This window comes from Bradyrhizobium sp. HKCCYLS20291 (assembly GCF_051167715.1).
Classification (GTDB): Bacteria; Pseudomonadota; Alphaproteobacteria; order Rhizobiales; family Xanthobacteraceae; genus Bradyrhizobium.
On the sequence record NZ_JBNPTO010000015.1, the window covers coordinates 39,433 to 56,258 of the forward strand.

Annotated in this window: 15 protein-coding genes; 8 read left to right on the plus strand and 7 right to left on the minus strand. The window is 64.1% G+C overall.

Annotated elements, in window-relative coordinates:
• Positions 1-136: 136 nt before the first annotated feature.
• From carB to ACQR07_RS27385, 3 genes are all read left to right on the plus strand, one after another.
• Complete coding sequence (gene carB / locus ACQR07_RS27375) at positions 137-3,601, plus strand: carbamoyl-phosphate synthase large subunit (RefSeq protein ID WP_434905219.1); 3,465 nt, start codon at positions 137-139, stop codon at positions 3,599-3,601.
• A gap of 210 nt (positions 3,602-3,811) precedes the next feature.
• Positions 3,812-4,288, plus strand: a complete 477-nt coding sequence (greA, locus tag ACQR07_RS27380) for a transcription elongation factor GreA (protein ID WP_434905220.1) — start codon at positions 3,812-3,814, stop codon at positions 4,286-4,288.
• Positions 4,289-4,519: 231 nt separating this feature from the next.
• Positions 4,520-4,924 (plus strand): DoxX family protein, encoded by a 405-nt coding sequence (locus ACQR07_RS27385; RefSeq protein WP_434865817.1) that lies wholly within the window; start codon positions 4,520-4,522, stop codon positions 4,922-4,924.
• A gap of 149 nt (positions 4,925-5,073) precedes the next feature.
• Here the strand turns inward: ACQR07_RS27385 and ACQR07_RS27390 are convergent, their stop codons facing one another.
• Positions 5,074-5,553, minus strand: coding sequence for an Lrp/AsnC family transcriptional regulator (locus tag ACQR07_RS27390; protein ID WP_434905221.1), 480 nt, complete (start codon positions 5,551-5,553; stop codon positions 5,074-5,076).
• Positions 5,554-5,835: 282 nt separating this feature from the next.
• Here ACQR07_RS27390 and trxB point away from each other — a divergent pair, with 282 nt between their 5' ends.
• From trxB to ACQR07_RS27410, 4 genes are all read left to right on the plus strand, one after another.
• The gene (gene trxB / locus ACQR07_RS27395) at positions 5,836-6,801 is read left to right on the plus strand and encodes a thioredoxin-disulfide reductase (protein ID WP_434905335.1); all 966 of its coding nucleotides are present in this window, start codon (positions 5,836-5,838) and stop codon (positions 6,799-6,801) included.
• A gap of 7 nt (positions 6,802-6,808) precedes the next feature.
• The gene (locus tag ACQR07_RS27400; RefSeq protein WP_006610484.1) at positions 6,809-7,732 is read left to right on the plus strand and encodes a LysR family transcriptional regulator; all 924 of its coding nucleotides are present in this window, start codon (positions 6,809-6,811) and stop codon (positions 7,730-7,732) included.
• Between the two features lie 478 nt (positions 7,733-8,210).
• The gene (gene dapA, locus ACQR07_RS27405) at positions 8,211-9,149 is read left to right on the plus strand and encodes a 4-hydroxy-tetrahydrodipicolinate synthase (protein ID WP_434905222.1); all 939 of its coding nucleotides are present in this window, start codon (positions 8,211-8,213) and stop codon (positions 9,147-9,149) included.
• Between the two features lie 186 nt (positions 9,150-9,335).
• Positions 9,336-9,506 carry a hypothetical protein gene (locus ACQR07_RS27410; protein WP_434888703.1) on the plus strand — a complete coding sequence of 57 codons (171 nt, stop codon included), beginning with the start codon at positions 9,336-9,338 and terminating at the stop codon, positions 9,504-9,506.
• Positions 9,507-9,627: 121 nt separating this feature from the next.
• On the opposite strand, the gene ACQR07_RS27415 is transcribed toward ACQR07_RS27410, so the two are convergent.
• Together ACQR07_RS27415 and ACQR07_RS27420 are read right to left on the minus strand one after the other, a co-directional pair.
• The gene (locus ACQR07_RS27415; RefSeq protein ID WP_172109907.1) at positions 9,628-10,305 is read right to left on the minus strand and encodes a ParA family protein; all 678 of its coding nucleotides are present in this window, start codon (positions 10,303-10,305) and stop codon (positions 9,628-9,630) included.
• 244 nt (positions 10,306-10,549) lie between these two features.
• The gene (locus ACQR07_RS27420) at positions 10,550-10,900 is read right to left on the minus strand and encodes a hypothetical protein (RefSeq protein WP_434905223.1); all 351 of its coding nucleotides are present in this window, start codon (positions 10,898-10,900) and stop codon (positions 10,550-10,552) included.
• Between the two features lie 518 nt (positions 10,901-11,418).
• Here ACQR07_RS27420 and ACQR07_RS27425 point away from each other — a divergent pair.
• Positions 11,419-12,708 carry a tyrosine-type recombinase/integrase gene (locus tag ACQR07_RS27425; RefSeq protein ID WP_434905224.1) on the plus strand — a complete coding sequence of 430 codons (1,290 nt, stop codon included), beginning with the start codon at positions 11,419-11,421 and terminating at the stop codon, positions 12,706-12,708.
• Between the two features lie 126 nt (positions 12,709-12,834).
• Here the strand turns inward: ACQR07_RS27425 and ACQR07_RS27430 are convergent, their stop codons facing one another.
• From ACQR07_RS27430 to ahbB, 4 genes are read right to left on the minus strand one after another with little or no spacing between them, the layout of a single operon-like run.
• Positions 12,835-13,611, minus strand: coding sequence for a CbiX/SirB N-terminal domain-containing protein (locus tag ACQR07_RS27430; RefSeq protein ID WP_434905225.1), 777 nt, complete (start codon positions 13,609-13,611; stop codon positions 12,835-12,837).
• Positions 13,595-15,151 carry a cytochrome D1 domain-containing protein gene (locus ACQR07_RS27435; RefSeq protein WP_434905226.1) on the minus strand — a complete coding sequence of 519 codons (1,557 nt, stop codon included), beginning with the start codon at positions 15,149-15,151 and terminating at the stop codon, positions 13,595-13,597. The genes ACQR07_RS27430 and ACQR07_RS27435 overlap by 17 nt, the downstream gene beginning before the upstream one ends.
• On the minus strand, positions 15,129-16,337 hold the full coding sequence (gene nirJ, locus ACQR07_RS27440; protein ID WP_434905227.1) for a heme d1 biosynthesis radical SAM protein NirJ: 1,209 nt from the start codon (positions 16,335-16,337) through the stop codon (positions 15,129-15,131). The genes ACQR07_RS27435 and nirJ overlap by 23 nt, the downstream gene beginning before the upstream one ends.
• A gap of 12 nt (positions 16,338-16,349) precedes the next feature.
• Entirely contained in the window at positions 16,350-16,826 is a 477-nt protein-coding gene (ahbB, locus tag ACQR07_RS27445; RefSeq protein ID WP_434905228.1) for a siroheme decarboxylase subunit beta, read from the minus strand.

Consider the following 16,826-nt stretch of genomic DNA (forward strand, 5'->3'; position numbering starts at 1 on the left):
TTTTCGCTCGGAGGAAACTGGTCTAAAGACCGCTCGCGCGCGAGAACTGGTCGCGCCTTGGCCTTACGGGGACGCGCGGCAAGCGCGCCCTTTTTTTGTGCCCAATTCCCTGCCCGTTTCTTGCCCGTGAGCTTGAATGCCGAAACGTACCGACATCTCGACCATCCTGATCATTGGCGCCGGTCCGATCGTGATCGGCCAGGCCTGCGAATTCGATTATTCGGGCACGCAGGCGGTGAAAGCGCTGAAGGAGGAGGGCTATCGCGTCGTCCTCGTCAATTCCAATCCGGCGACGATCATGACCGATCCGGAATTGGCCGACGCGACCTATATCGAGCCGATCACGCCCGAGATCGTCGCCAAGATCATCGAGAAGGAACGCCATGTCATCTCCGGCGGCTTCGCGCTGCTGCCCACCATGGGCGGCCAGACCGCGCTGAACTGCGCGCTGTCGCTGCGCCGGCAGGGCACGCTGGAGAAGTTCGACGTCGAGATGATCGGCGCCACCGCTGACGCGATCGACAAGGCCGAAGACCGCCAGCTGTTCCGCAACGCGATGGAGAAGATCGGGCTGCAGACCCCGAAGTCGCGGCTCGCCAACGCCTCCGCGCTGAAGAAGCAATACCGCGACCAGTACCTCGCCCAGCGCGAGAAGCTCGCAGGCGCCGAGCGCGACGAGCTCGACCGGCAGTGGACTCTCGGCGAGAACGAGCGCCGCAAGCGCTACCAGGAGCATGCGCTGGGACAGGCGCTGATGGCGCTGTCCGAGATCGGCCTTCCCGCCATCATCCGTCCGTCCTTCACGATGGGCGGCACCGGCGGCGGCATCGCCTACAACAAGGAAGAATATCTCGACATCATCGAGCGTGGGCTCGACGCCTCCCCCACCAACGAAGTGCTGATCGAAGAGTCGGTGCTCGGGTGGAAGGAGTACGAGATGGAGGTCGTCCGAGACAAAAAGGACAATTGCATCATCGTCTGCTCGATCGAGAACCTCGATCCGATGGGCGTCCACACCGGCGACTCGATCACCGTCGCGCCGGCGCTGACCTTGACCGACAAGGAATACCAGATCATGCGCGACGCCTCGCTGGCGGTGCTGCGCGAGATCGGCGTCGAGACCGGCGGCTCCAACGTGCAGTTCGGCGTCAATCCTGCTGACGGCCGCATGGTTGTGATCGAGATGAATCCGCGCGTGTCGCGCTCCTCGGCGTTGGCGTCGAAGGCCACGGGCTTCCCGATCGCCAAGGTCGCGGCCAAGCTCGCCGTCGGCTACACGCTGGACGAAATCGCCAACGACATCACCGGGGGCGCCACGCCGGCTTCGTTCGAGCCGACCATCGACTACGTCGTCACCAAGATTCCGCGCTTTGCGTTCGAGAAATTCCCGGGCGCTTCGACGACATTGACCACGTCGATGAAGTCGGTCGGCGAGGTGATGGCGATCGGGCGGACGTTCCAGGAAAGCCTGCAGAAGGCCCTCCGCGGCCTGGAGACGGGCCTGACCGGCCTCGACGAGATCGAGATCGAGGGCTTGGGTCGCGGCGACGACAAGAACGCGATCCGCGCCGCGCTGGGCACGCCGACGCCGAACCGCCTGCTGCAGGTGGCGCAGGCGATGCGGCTCGGCTGGTCCGACGAGGACATCTTCAACTCCTGCAAGATCGATCCCTGGTTCCTGGCGCAGATGCGCGGCATCGTCGAGATGGAAGACAAGGTGCGCCGGCACGGCCTGCCGCCGAACGCGCAAGCCATGCGGACGCTGAAGGCGATGGGCTTCTCGGATGCCCGGCTCGCCGTGCTCGCCAACACCACCGAAGACGAGGTCGCGGCCAAGCGCCATGCGCTCGGCGTGCGCCCGGCGTTCAAGCGCATCGACACCTGCGCCGCCGAGTTCGCGTCGCCGACGGCCTACATGTATTCGAGCTACGAGACGCCGTTTGCAGGCCAGCTTGGCGACGAGAGCGCGCCGTCGGACAAAAAGAAGGTCATCATTCTCGGCGGCGGCCCGAACCGGATCGGCCAGGGCATCGAGTTCGACTATTGCTGCTGCCACGCCTGCTTCGCGCTGGCCGATGCCGGCTACGAGACCATCATGGTCAACTGCAACCCCGAGACGGTGTCGACCGACTACGACACCGCCGACCGGCTGTATTTCGAGCCGCTGACGTCGGAGGACGTGCTCGAGATCATCGCCACCGAACGCAAGAACGGCACCCTGCACGGCGTCATCGTGCAGTTCGGCGGGCAGACGCCATTGAAGCTGGCGCGCGCGCTGGAAGCGGCCGACGTGCCGATCCTCGGCACCTCGCCTGAAGCCATCGACCTCGCCGAGGACCGCGACCGCTTCAAGCGCATCCTCGACAAGCTGCATCTGAAGCAGCCGAAGAACGGCATCGCCTATTCGGTAGAGCAGGCGCGCCTGGTCGCGGCCGACCTGGGGCTGCCGCTGGTGGTGCGCCCGTCCTACGTGCTCGGCGGCCGCGCGATGCAGATCATCCGCGAGGACAACCAGCTCAGCGACTACCTGCTCGGCACCCTGCCGGAATTGGTGCCGGCCGACGTCAAGGCGCGCTATCCGAACGACAAGACCGGTCAGATCAACACGGTGCTCGGCAAGAACCCGCTGCTGTTCGACCGCTATCTGTCGGACGCCACCGAGATCGACGTCGACTGTCTCTGTGACGGCAAGGACACCTTCATCGTCGGCATCATGGAGCACATCGAGGAGGCCGGCATCCATTCCGGCGATTCCGCCTGCTCGCTGCCACCACACTCGCTGGACGAGGCCATGATCGCCGAGCTCGAGCGGCAGACCCGCGAGCTCGCGCTCGGGCTTGATGTCGTCGGGCTGATGAACGTCCAGTATGCGATCAAGGACGGCACGATCTATGTGCTCGAGGTCAATCCGCGCGCCTCGCGCACGGTGCCGTTCGTCGCCAAGGTGGTCGGCACGCCGGTCGCGAAGATTGCGGCGCGAATCATGGCCGGCGAGAAACTCGCCGATTTCGGCCTGAAGAAGCGCGCACCGAAGCATGTCGGCGTCAAGGAATCGGTCTTCCCGTTCGCACGCTTCCCCGGCGTCGACACCGTGCTCGGCCCGGAAATGCGGTCGACCGGCGAGGTGATGGGCATCGACCGCTCGTTCGAAGTGGCGTTCGCCAAGAGCCAGCTCGGCGGCGGCACGCGCGTGCCGCGCAAGGGGACGGTGTTCGTCTCGGTGCGCGAGAGCGACAAGGCCCGCATCACCGACGTGGTCCGAATGCTGCACGAGCACGGCTTCAAGGTGGTCGCGACGTCGGGCACCCAGCGCTACCTCGTCGACCAGGGCGTCCCGGCCGAGAAGATCAACAAGGTGCTGGAAGGCCGGCCTCACATCGTTGATGCCATCACCAATGGCGACATCCAGCTGGTCTTCAACACCACCGAAGGCCCCCAGGCGCTGGCGGACAGCCGCTCGCTGCGGCGCGCTGCCCTCTTGCATAAAGTGCCGTATTACACCACTCTTTCGGGTGCGGTGGCGGCTGCACAAGGCATCCGTGCCTACCTCGGCGGGGACCTTGAGGTCCGTACCTTGCAGAGTTACTTTTCCGAAAACTAGTCGCGGCGGACGACGGACACTTGCAAGGCGATTGGTAACAGTCGACGATTGAATCTCTCGGCAGGAACCAGCCGCCTTGTATGATGTTGTACCGGCCTTTGACGGGGCCGGCGATGCCGGGCTTTCAGGCTTTGCTTTGAGCCGACAAGGCCTATTCTGAAGATGCTGATCGTGCGCGCGCTCGCATGCACGACTGAAGGACGAGAAGAGATGGTGGAAAAGGTTCCGATGACCGCGGGCGGCTACGCCGCGCTGGAGAGCGAGCTGAAGCAGCGGCAATCGGTCGACCGCCCGCGCATCATCGAACATATCGCCGAAGCGCGTTCGCACGGCGACCTGTCGGAAAATGCCGAATATCACGCCGCCAAGGAAGAGCAGTCGCACAATGAAGGCCGCATCGCCGAGCTTGAGGACAAGCTCGCGCGCGCCGACATCATCGACGTCGCCAAGCTCTCCGGCGACACCATCAAGTTCGGCGCGACCGTGACCTTGATCGACGAGGATACCGAGAAGAAGGCGGTCTGGCAGATCGTCGGCGAGGTCGAGGCGGACGCCAAGAAGGGCAAGATCTCGATCACCTCGCCGCTCGCGCGCGCCCTGATCGGCAAGAAGATGGGTACAACGGTCGAGGTCATGGCGCCCGGCGGCGCCAAATCCTATGAGATCGCCAAGGTCGAGTGGCGCTGAACCCCATTTGGAATTCCGACACTGAGGCCGCGCGCCGCAGCGCGGCCTTTGCCGTTTCGAGGCGGCCTCTCAGGGGCCTCCGTTCGGCAGCACACGGTCAATTCATTGCCCGGGATAAAACATGCCGATGACGGGGTTCCAGTAATCAGCTAGTCCAATGGCGGACGGCCACACCCGATCGGGGCGGCTCGTCACATCATGATTCACTTGGCTTTGGGGGGACGATCACACATGGAGCAGATGCTCTCGAAATGGCAACCGGCTGCGCTCAGCCTGTTTCGCTTCATCATCGGCCTGTTGTTGTTTCAGTACGGCGTGGCGAAGATCTTCAAATTTCCCGTGATCCCGTATTTCGCGAACGTCCCGCCGTTGATCTACACGGCCGGCCTGATCGAACTGGTTCTCGGCGGGCTGCTCATGGTCGGCCTGCTCACGCGGCCGGTTGCCTTCATCCTGTCGGGCCAGATGGCCTTCGCCTACTTCCTCGGCCACGTGTTCAAGAGCGGCGACCCGGTCTGGCTGCCGCTGCTGAACAACGGCACCGCGGCGATCGCGTTCTGCTTCTCCTGCCTGTATCTCGCGACGGCCGGCGGCGGACCGATCAGCCTGGACGCGATGCTGCGCAAGAAGAGCTGATTGCTCTGTCCCCTGTCATTCCGGGGCGATGCGCCTGTCATTCCGGGGCGATGCGACAGCATCGAACCCGGAATCCAGAGGTTACGACGCCATCTCCAGATTCCGGGTTCAGCCGCCTGCGGGGCTGCCCCGGAATTACGCCCCGGCGCCTAGCTCCGCCCCTTGACCTCGAGCGGCACAGCCGCCTCGTATTTGGAATTGTGCAGCACCAGCGACGTCCGGACGTTGCGGACGTGGGGTGCAGCGGTCAGGTGGGTGACGAATTCCTGGAACGTCGCCATATCAGGCGCCACGCATTTCAGGATGAAATCGACCTCGCCGGACAGCATCCAGCATTCCCGGACCAGCGGCTCGGACCGCACGAACTCCTCGAACGCCTTCAGGTCGGCGTCGGCCTGGCTCGACAGGTGCACCGAGGCGAACACGGTGACGTCGAAGCCGAGCTTGCGCGGATCGAGCAGCCCCCGATAGCCTGCGATGTAGCCTTCCTCCTCCAGCGTCCGGACGCGCCGCAGGCAGGGCGGTGGCGAGATGCCGACCCGCTTGGCCAGTTCCACGTTGGTGATCCTGCCGTCGGCCTGAATTTCGCTCAGGATCTTGAGATCGATGTCGTCGAGGTTCTTGGTCACGGGGGAGCGGGGGCTTTTGGGGACAGGCGGGAGGCTGGCCCCCGGGCGGATGGCAACTCTCTTAGCGCAAGCCGGTCAATTTGCGCAATTTTATTACTCTAGATTTCCCCTGTTGACCGGCTCGTGAAGGGAAAATTCGCTGAGATGCGTTGCAAATCTTGCATGGCTCGCCAGATCGCATAGACTTGGATTTGACATTTTCGATGGGGCCTCGGGGCGTTTCTTCCGCGCTTTCCGCTCGCTGCGTCGCAATTCTCCCCTTTCCAGCGAGTCACCGTGTCCATGCAAGCTCCGATCCATGCCAAAGTCGTCATCATCGGTTCCGGCCCAGCCGGCTATACGGCGGCGATATACGCGGCACGGGCCATGCTTGAGCCGGTGCTCATCCAGGGTATCCAGCCCGGCGGCCAGCTCACCATCACGACCGACGTCGAGAACTATCCGGGCTTCGCCGACGTCATCCAGGGGCCCTGGCTGATGGAGCAGATGGAAAAGCAGGCCACGCATGTCGGCGCCCAGATCAAGACCGACCTGGTGACCAAGCTGGAGCTGGCACAGCGTCCGTTCCGCCTGACCTGCGATTCCGGCGACGTCTATCTGGCTGAGACGGTCATTCTGGCGACGGGCGCGCAAGCGCGTTGGCTGGGATTGCCCTCGGAGGAGACCTTCAAGGGTTTCGGCGTGTCCGCCTGCGCCACCTGCGACGGCTTCTTCTACCGCGGCAAGCAGGTCATCGTGGTCGGCGGCGGCAACACTGCCGTCGAAGAGGCGCTGTTCCTGACCAATTTCGCGTCATCGGTCACGGTCGTGCATCGGCGCGACCACTTCCGCGCCGAGCGGATCCTGCAGGAGCGCCTGTTCAAGCATCCCAAGATCAAGGTGGTGTGGGACAGCGCGCTCGACGAGATCTGCGGCGCGAGCTCGCCATCAAAGGTGACTCATGTCCGGCTCAAGAACGTCAAGACCGGCGCGCTGACCGAGCTGCCTGCCGACGGCGTGTTCGTGGCCATCGGCCATGCGCCGGCCACGGAGCTGGTGGCAGGTCAGCTCAAGCTGAAGCCGTCCGGCTATGTCGAGGTGGTGCCGGGCTCGACGGCGACCTCCGTCCCTGGCGTGTTCGCCGCCGGCGACGTCGCCGACGAAACCTATCGGCAGGCGATCACCGCCGCCGGCATGGGCTGCATGGCTGCCCTCGAGGCCGAACGCTTCCTCGCCCATGCGGCGAGCGAGCGCGCCGCTGCGGAATGAACCGACGATGCCACGATCACGGGATGGATTTACGGACATGGACTGGGACAAGCTTAAGGTGTTTCACGCAGCGGCGGAAGCTGGCAGCTTCACGCATGCCGGGGAGCAGCTCGGGCTGTCGCAATCAGCCGTGTCGCGCCAGGTCAGCGCGCTCGAACAGGAGCTCGCCGTCTCGCTGTTCCACCGCCACGCCCGCGGCCTCATCCTCACCGAGCAGGGTGACCTCCTGTTCCGGACTGCGCATGACGTGTTCATGCAATTGCAGGCGGCACGGGCCAAGCTGACCGACAGCCGCGAGCGGCCGAGCGGCGACCTCAAGATCACGACCACGCCGGGGGTCGGCATCAACTGGCTGATCCCACGTCTCGGCGAGTTCACCGCGATGTATCCGGAGATCCGGATCTCGCTGATTGTTACCGACGAGGAACTCGACCTGTCGATGCGCGAGGCCGACGTCGCGATCCGCACCCGCAAGCCGACCCAACCCGACCTGATCCAGCGCAAGCTGTTCGCGATCAGCTTCCACGCTTATTGCTCTCCCGAATATGTGAAGCGTTTCGGCACGCCGCGCACGCTGGACGAACTCGACGATCACCGCATCATCATGCTTGCCGACGGTCAGGTCGCGCCGCATCTGCAGAACCGCAGCTGGCTGGTCGACGCTGGCCGCAACGGCTCCGGTCCGCGCGAGGCGTATTTCCGGGTCAACAACATCCTTGGACTCGTGCGCGCCTGCCAGCAGGGCCTCGGCATCGCGGCACTCCCCGACTATCTCGTCGAAGAGAACAGCCGCCTCGTGCAGCTGTTCGGCGAGTCCGACTCGATTCAGCTCGATACCTACTTCGTCTATCCCGAGGAATTGAAAACGGTCGCGCGCGTGCAAGTGTTCCGTGACTTCGTCGTGAGCAAGGCGCAGCGCTGGCCGGCCTGACCTTCTGCAGGCCTGACATTGTGCATGCTGACATTGTGCATGTCTGACATGCGGTGCACCTGCTTGCTGCAGGGCCGCGACGAGGACCATACTGCACGTGTGCTGAGCGTCAGCGTTGCGCATTGTCCCCCTCCTCCAGTGGCGCGGGCGCTCAGAAATCCCTCTTGGAAGGTGATTGTGTCGGCCGCGTTGGCCAAGACCTTCAGCCGGGCTCATCGGGCCCGGCTATTTTTTTGCCGATTGTTACTGCATCGCCGGCGCGGATGGCGTTGACAGCGCGATCTGCACCGCGCATGTAATCCGCATGTCCACATTTTCGATCGCCAAGCTGTCGTCGAAAAAAGCTCCCCTCCCGGGGACACGTGGACGTGCGCGCTAGAACCTCTCAAAAGAGTTCACCGCTGCTTCACCGAACCCCGCCGCAAGGACGGGGTTTTTTGATGTCCCGTCTCCGGCAATGCCCCTGAGGAGATGGACCATGACGCCCCCAAGACCACGACTGCAAGGACCACGACTGCGAGGACTATGGCTGCCGCTGATCACGCCGTTCCGCGACAGCGCGCTCGATGACGCATCGCTGCGCAATCTGGTTCGGCACTACGCCGCCAAGCAGATCGATGGTGTCGTGCTCGGCGCCACCTCAGGCGAAGGATTGGCGCTGACTTGGGCGGAGCGCGCGCGTCTCGTCGACGTCGTGCGCGCCGAATCGAGTGCGATGGGCCGGCCGCTGCCGATCTGTCTCGGTGTCGGCGGCGTCGCGACAACAGATCTGATCGAAGCGCTCGACCGAACCGCGTCATGGCCGATCGACTTCTACCTGATCTCCAGCCCGCCTTACGTGCGACCGTCGCAACGTGGCCTGCTGGCACATTTCACGGCCCTGGCCGAGCGCACGACACACCCGATCGTGCTCTACAACATTCCCTATCGCTCGGCCGTCGGGCTCGACAACGAGACGCTGCTGCGGCTGGCAGAGCATCCGGCCATCGCGGGGCTGAAGGATTGCTGCGCCAACCGCATGCAGACGCGCGACCTGATCGCGCGCAAGCCGGCGGACTTCGAGGTGCTCACCGGCGAAGACCCCCAGAGCTTCGACGCGCTGCAGGCCGGCGCCGACGGCGCCATCCTGCTCTCGGCGCATCTGGAGACTGAAACCTTTGCTGCGATTCTCGACCACGTGAAGGCCGGCCGCCACGATGCTGCGGCGGAGTGCTGGGCACAGGTCGAGGATCTCACACGATTGCTGTTCACCGAGCCGAGCCCAGCCCCGGCAAAGTACTGGCTGGCGCGGACCGGCGTGATCGCCAGCGCCGAAGTCCGCCTGCCGATGGTGGAGGTCGGCACAGAACTCGCCGCGCGGCTGGACGCCGAGATTGCACGCCGCGCCTCGAGCACGGCACAGAGCCGCGTCGCCTGAGCTTGCGAACGAGACGACTGCTCTCCTCGAAAGCTCCGTCTCGCGCCGGTCGGATCAGATCAGCGAGACGGAGCCGCCTGCCGTCATCGACGCAAACCTCGGAGCGAATCTCCGTGGTTAATCCGCTCTAACAACCGCCATCAAATGCGACGCAACCGGCAACCTGATGTTTAAAGATGATCCGCTATGGATGTTGAAAACGTCAGAGAACGCGGGGGCGTCGTGGCTTTGCAGGATCATCCATACCCTGAGTACCAGGGGTTCAGCGTCGAGGACATTCTGTTGGCGGTCGGGATCTGGTCCGTGATCCTGACGCTGACACCGGCGATCGCCTTCTATCTGCTGATGGTCGCCTGACCTCGCGGCGTCCCGCGCGGCGATCATCCGGCTGTCACCTGTCACCAGGTCGAAGCAGGCAAGCCCCACGCACGAAAACGCGCGGAGAACCGCGCGTGCGTGGCGACCATGATGATTGCGATCAGGCGGCCTGCTTGTGCATGGCGCCGTTGGCCGACACCGTGCCGCGAATCGCCCTGACCGAGCGCTCGATCGCAGCCCACAGCCGGGCGATTTCCGCCGCCGCCCGTCCTTCCGCATAATACTCGCGGACGCCTTCGCCCTGGCCCAGCGCCATCAGCAGGTCGGCGCGGTTGGTGATCTGTCCCCCCCACACCGGAGCCTTGAACTTGGCGAGTGCCTCGCGGGCGATGGTGACGATCGGGCTCTCGGCATCGTCGCGGCGCGCCGGCGCGCCATTGAGCACGACGGCGTAGGGCTTGCGCGCCGCACGGCAGGTCTGAATCGTTTCCTGAACCGCGTTGACGTCGAACACGCCGGGACGCGCCGGGATGATCACCATCGTCGCGTTCTTGATCGCGTCCTCGACGACGGCCGAGATGGTCGGCGGCGTATCGATCAGCACCCACTCGACGCCGTCGCGGCGGGCGGCCGAGACGATCGCACTCACCGAGTTCACGGCCGTCTTGATCGGCGGCTCGTTGGTACCGCGCAGCTTGTGCCAGAGCGTCAGCGACCCCTGGGGGTCGGCATCGATGAGCAGGCAAGACTTGCTCGCCTTGATCTGCGCAGCGAGATGGGCGGCCAGGGTGCTCTTGCCTGAACCGCCCTTACGCGATGCGAAAACAATAACGTTCATACCTTGGCCTCCAGATTGACCCCGGCAGCGAAAATGAATCAGCGCGCTGATTCGCGGAAGAAAAATTTAGCGATTAATAAGGCGTAACTTCTGATTGCTGAAGCTGTTGGTTTTTGAGTCACACCAAACGCCGCACGATCGCGCGAAACGGACGTCATCGCGCGACGGCATTGGCGCGTGCCCGCTCATGTTGCACATCGATTCCGCAGACGACGTCGCAAACCGGTCTCGCGTGATCTATCGCTCAGGTCGCATCACTGCGCGCCGGCCTCTTGGGCTTGCCTGCGCGCGCATTGACCGGTTTCTTGGCCGCGCCCGGCCGGATGCTCATTGGACCTTCGACGCGCCCTGACCGTGCGGCCTCCCGCGGTTGCGGCCCGAACTGCGCCCGGCACGGCGGCGACAGTTCGGCCTTGCGGCGGACCATGCAGGCGGTGACGCGGTCGACGTCAGGGATCTCGGAACTACAAAGCCGGAATGCATCGCCTGTGCACGCCTGCTCCTGCTCGGCCGTATAGGCGCGCGCGCCGTTCGGCATCAACAATGCGAATAACGCGATCAGCACGACAACGCATGGATTGCAGCCCGCCCCCATGGTCCCCTCCCCTCGCCCTTGCAAATAGTGATTGAGGGAGCCCGGATTCGCAAGCGAGCGACATTCCGCATCATGTCGCAGTGGACGCTAGCGCTGAGACGGCACGATGCAATGAAGCTCACGACGATCAGCGTGCATCCGCGACGATGAGTAAGCCCGTTGAACTACGGAGTAACGATTGCGCGGAGCACGGGATCACGACTCCTGCGCATGGCGAGGTGCACACCGAAGCACTATTGATTCAACACGCGTCGAAGTCGATCGCGCGATGGCCCTGGGAGTGACGATACGTTGACGTGACAGCGAGAGGCGCGTGTTGGCCCGATCACGGTACAGTTGGGTGGGCTCGAACCACCGACCTCCTGTTCCACAGACAGATTTTTTGTTCCGCCGACCCCGCGATAGGGGGTATCCAAGAGCACGAAAATATCAATAATTTCAAAGCGCCTTCTCGCCAGCTGCCGCCTTTCCTACGCTTCAATTTCCGCTATGGTGGTAGCTAGCTACCAAGGCCATCGATGGCGAATTTGGGCATTACGGTCCGAACGGTACAATCGCTCGGTCCCGGTGAAACGATCTGGGATTCGGATCACAAGGAGGCCGTCCGGGGCTTTGGCGTGCGACGTCAGCGCGGTACGCCGGTCTATGTTCTCAAATTTCGGGCGAGCGGCCGACAGCGCTTCCTTACGATTGGTCCCCATGGATCTCTCTGGACGCCCGAGAAGGCGCGGAAGGAAGCAAAGCGCTTGCTCGGGCTGGTAGCGGAGGGAAAGGACCCGGCTGCCGAGCGAGAACTTTTGACGTTACAGACGGCAGATACGTTCCGAAAGGTTGCGGGCGAATACCTCAAGGCCGCCGAGCAAAAGCAACGCCCCCGAACTTACTCGGAGATCGAACGGTATCTGCTCGACGTGTGGAAATCTCTCCACCCGCTCCCGGTATCGCAGATCAGCCGTCGCCGTGTTGCGGTGCGCATCAGCGAAATCGCGACGGAGAACGGACCGGTCACGGCAGCCCGAGCACGCTCGGCCTTATCCGCCATGTTCAACTGGGCCATTCGAGATGGCCTTGAAATTCCGGCGAACCCGGTGCTCGGGACCAACCGCCCGGCCGCTCCAAAATCGAGGGAACGGGTCCTGACCGACGCGGAACTGGCGGAGATCTGGACAGGCCTTGAGAACGACGACTACGGACGTATTGTCAAGCTGCTCATCCTGACCGCCCAACGGAGGGACGAAGTCGGCGGAATGCGTTGGGCCGAAATCGACCGCTCAAGGCGTCTCTGGACCATCCCCGGCTCCCGAACGAAAAACCACCGCGAGCACGCGCTTCCGTTGGCGGAAGCGGCCATGACGCTGCTCCCCGATCCCTCAGTCGACCGAGAGCATGTTTTCGGCGACGGGCCGCGACGGAAGGGCGATCAGCCGCGCGGCTTCTCCGGGTGGTCGAAATCCAAGGGCGCGCTCTATGAGCGGCTACTCACCAGACGCAAAGAGAGGGCCGTAGCCGGAGAAACCGTGGCGCCCATGCCCGAATGGTGGCTGCACGATCTTCGTCGCACCGCCGCTACGGTGATGGCCGATCGGCTAGGAGTGCTGCCCCATATCATCGAGGCAGTGCTCAACCACGTCAGTGGCCATCGGGCGGGAGTGGCCGGCGTTTACAACCTCGCCCGATACGAAGCCGAAATGCGCGCCGCGCTGACCGCATGGGCAAGCCATGTCGACCGAGTTGTTCGAGTTATTGAGGCAGTCGACGCGACAAGGAAGGATCTGGTGCGAGAGGCCCCTCTTGGCTTCGACCTGTAAAGCCAAACTCGCGGAGGCGAGCGATTAAGCCGAAGTCACGCAGGACTGACTCATCGGTGGTTGCGGGCGGCGCAACAGCCGGTATCGACATCCGTTGCAGTAGCCATCTGAGGGGGCCCATGATGCCTATAGCGGCCGGTCGGGAATGGCAGAGATCCTGGCGGAACATGCGTTGGTGACGGCTCCTGCGATCAGTTGCTCGATCCCCGGAGCGCAGCCGAGCACACCGCCGAACACGACATCGTCACGCGCCAACTCCGCGACTAGCTTTGGGGCGTCTCGCGCGCCATGCAGCCCTTCGCCGGAGAACAAGCCGACGACAACAACCGGACCGGACACTTGCTTCGCGACTTCGTCGAGATGCGGCCGCTCCTCCAAGAACGCAGAGAAAACCCCTGCGAATAGGGAGCTCCGTTCGACCTCCTTCGCTATCCGCTCGGTCGCGGCGCGGGATTGAGATCTGCGTCGGGAGCCATGAGCCAGCAGGATGACGGCAGATTGCCTCGCACAAAAGCCGCTGCGCTCTGCTACGCACAGCACGCATTGCGTGACGAACGCAGGCAGCCCCGGATCCAGGCCCAGCGGCGGCAGGCTGATGATCTCCCGCTGGCGATCGTCGTCGGCCTCGTCGAGCAGTTGGACCAGGCGGTCACGGCTGAAATAGCCTGATGACATGAAGAGCGGATAGACGGCAACCCGGCGGGCCCTCAGCTGGCGCAGCGCCGCATTGATGCCCGGCTCGCCCGAGATGAATCCGACACCAATCTCCGCGCAGAAACCTAGCGTGGACAGAGCCTGTGCGATCCGCCAAACACCGAGATTGTCAGCTCCCTCCCGCCGCTCACCATGGGCAGCCAGCAGCAACGCGATGTCTGCAAGCGGGAACTTAATGGCTGGTTCCATCGGAGAACGTGATCTTGTTCCAGACATTGTACTTGCCGGAGGGACGCGACATCGGCAGTCGCTTGACTTCGATGAACGTCTGCGCGTCGTACACGACGAGCGCGCCCTGGTCCTCCCAGATCGACACCAGCGCATGCCCGCCGCTCTTGTCAAACTCGACATGGGCCGCCGTCTTGCCCGGCGCCGGCGTGATGCTGCGCACCACTTCGAGGCTCCGCTTGTCGATGATCGACAGCGTATCCTTTTTCGTGCCCATCATGCTGTCGGTCCAGGCATAGGGCGTGTTCTCGTGGCTGCGCATGAAGAAGCCGGGACCGGGCGTCTCGATCACCTTCACCTGAGACCAGTCCTGCATGTCGAGCACGCTGATCTTGCCTTCCTTCAACAGCGGCGTCGCCATCACCCGCCGGCCGTCCCAGGTCCAGGAGATGCCGGAGCCGAGATGCGGCAGACCCGGCAGATCGAGCTGCTTGATGTCGCGGCCGACGGTGAGGTTGACGACGATCGCCCTGCCTTCTCTCGCCGAGCCGATCAGGTTGCGATAGGGGGGATCGAAGAAGAAGTCGTCGAGCGGTTCCGGCACCTCGATCCGGCGCAGCGCGAACAGGCCTTGCGAGGACGGCAGCGCCTCGATCATGCCCTTCTCGTGGCTATGGACCAGGCCCGCATAGACCGGCGGCGCGTTCGGATCGGTCGCGATCTCCCAGATCTCGCCGACATCCTTGAGCGCGGCGATGAAGCTGTCGCGCGGCGGCGCCTGGTAGACGGCCGAGACGCGCGAAGACTTGCCGTGCTTGTCCTTGACGTCGAAGATCTTCTCTACCGTAAGATCGTCGGTCGACAGCATCACCAGCGTGTGCGGCAGATAGTTGGCGACCGCGATGTGCTTGCCGTCGCGCGAGATCGCGATGTTGCGCGCGTTGATCCCGGCGCGCACCTCCGCCAGCATGGTCAGCGTCCACAGATCGTATTTGCTGACCCAGCCGTCGCGCGACATGAAGAACACGAAGCGGCCGTCGGGCGTGAATTTCGGCCCGCCATGCAGCGCGAAGCGGGTCTGGAACCGTGTCAGCGGCTCGAAGCGGTCGCCGTCGAGGATGGTGGCGTGATGATCGCCGGCCTCGACCACGACGAACAGATTCATCGGATCGGCATCGAAGCGCGGCCTGTCGAGTTGCTCCGCCTGTGCGTGCACGACGCGGCTCGCCTCGATCTCCTGTTGGCCCCAGACGGGAATCTCCGCCAGCGGCGTCGAGATATAGGCGGCGAGCGCAGCGATCTCGTCCTTGGCGAGCTTGCCGGCAAAGCCAGGCATCTGCGTCGCAGCGCGGCCGTCGGCAATGACGGAGCCGGCCCGCGCGCCCATCATGCGGCCGAGATTTTCCGGCAGCAACGCCGGTCCAAGACGACCGAGTCGATCGGCGCCGTGGCACTCGGCGCAATTGTCGGCGAACAGCTTTGCCGCATCGGGTTCGGCACGCGCCGCCCCCGTCAGCGCGACAACGATCAGCAATGCTTCAAGCAGACAGCGGCGCTTCATGACTGATTCCGCGATAGAGCGAGGTCCTGATGCGCTCGGCCGGCGCGGCGAGGCCGATCTCGGCATCGCTGAGATAGCAACCAGGGTCCTCGGCCCAGGCATCGCCGGTGATGCGTTGCGCGCGCACGCGCGTATTGCCATTGCAGATGTCAAAATGAGCACAGGCGCCGCAGCGGCCGCCGACCACGCGCGGCTTGCGCTTGAGGCCAGCCATGATCGGGTCCGACAAATCGGTCCAGATCGCCGAGAACGGCCGCGCCTTGACGTTACCGAGATCGTGGTGCCACCACATCGTGTCCGGATGGACGTTGCCGAGATTGTCGATGTTGGCGACGTTGACGCCGGAGGAATTGCCACCCCAACGCACCAGCTTGGCACGCAAGGAGTCGACGGCGGACGGCACGTTGCGCGCGACCCATTGCAACAGATAGATCGCGTCGGCGTCGTTGTTGCCGGTGACGATCTCCATCTCGCTGCCGGCTTGCGCCCAGCGGCAGGCCCGCGCGATCACCATGTCCATGGCATCGCGCGTCGTCTGCCACAGCGCATCGTCGCCGCGGTTCTTGTTGCCGCGCCCGGCATAGACCAGATGCGACAGATAGAATTTCGGAAAGCCTTCGCGTTCGACCAGATCGAGCAGCAGCGGCAATTCCGCCGCGTTGTCCTCGGTCATCGTGAAGCGGACGCCGACCTTGATGCCGCGGTCGCGCAGGCGCCGCAGCCCGCCGAGCGCGTCTTCATACGCGCCCTCCTTGCGGCGGAAGCGGTCGTGGGTCGCGCCGATGCCGTCGAGCGAGATGCCGACATAGTCGTAGCCGATGTCACGGATGCGATCGGCCATCGCGTCATCCACCAGCGTGCCGTTGCTGGACAGACCGACATAGAAACGCATCGCCTTGGCACGCTGCGAAATCTCGAAGATGTCACGACGCATCAGGGGCTCGCCGCCGGACAGGATCAGCACGGGAACGCGGAATGCCTTGAGGTCGTCCATGACTTCGAAGACCTGGGCGGTCGACAGCTCGCCGGGGAAGTCGACATCGCCCGAGATCGAGTAGCAATGCTTGCAGGTGAGATTGCAGCGGCGGATCAGGTTCCAGATCACGACCGGCCCCGGCGGCTGCCGCACCGGCCCGGTGGGCGGCGGCTCATGCAGGTCGCGCAGATATTGGCTCAGGCGGAACATGACCCGCTCTCCTCAGGCAGCGATGCGAAGTCCGGTCTTCTTCAGGATCCGGGTCGAGAACAACACCTCGTACGCGCGCGCCGCAGGCCCGATCAGGCCGGCGATGCCGGCGACCTCAGCCCTCACCTCGTCGCGCGTGCGACCATGCACCATGGCAAACAGATTGTACGGCCAGAGCGGCAGATGACGCGGGCGCTCGTAGCAATGGGTGACGGCTTCGAGGGCGCCGACCATGGCGCCGATCTCGGCGACCTCATCGTCGGCGACGTCCCACACCGACATGCCATTGGCGGTGAAGCCGAGCGCATAATGGTTTGGGATCGCGCCGATGCGCCGGATCGCGCCGCGCGCCAGGAGTCCCTGCAGCCGTGCGATCACCTCCGCCTCATCGAGGCCGAGCCGCTCCGCCAGCATGCGATAGGGCTCGCGCACCAGTGGCAGGCCGGCTTGGGTCGCGGCAATCAGCCTGCGGTCGACGGCATCCAGCAT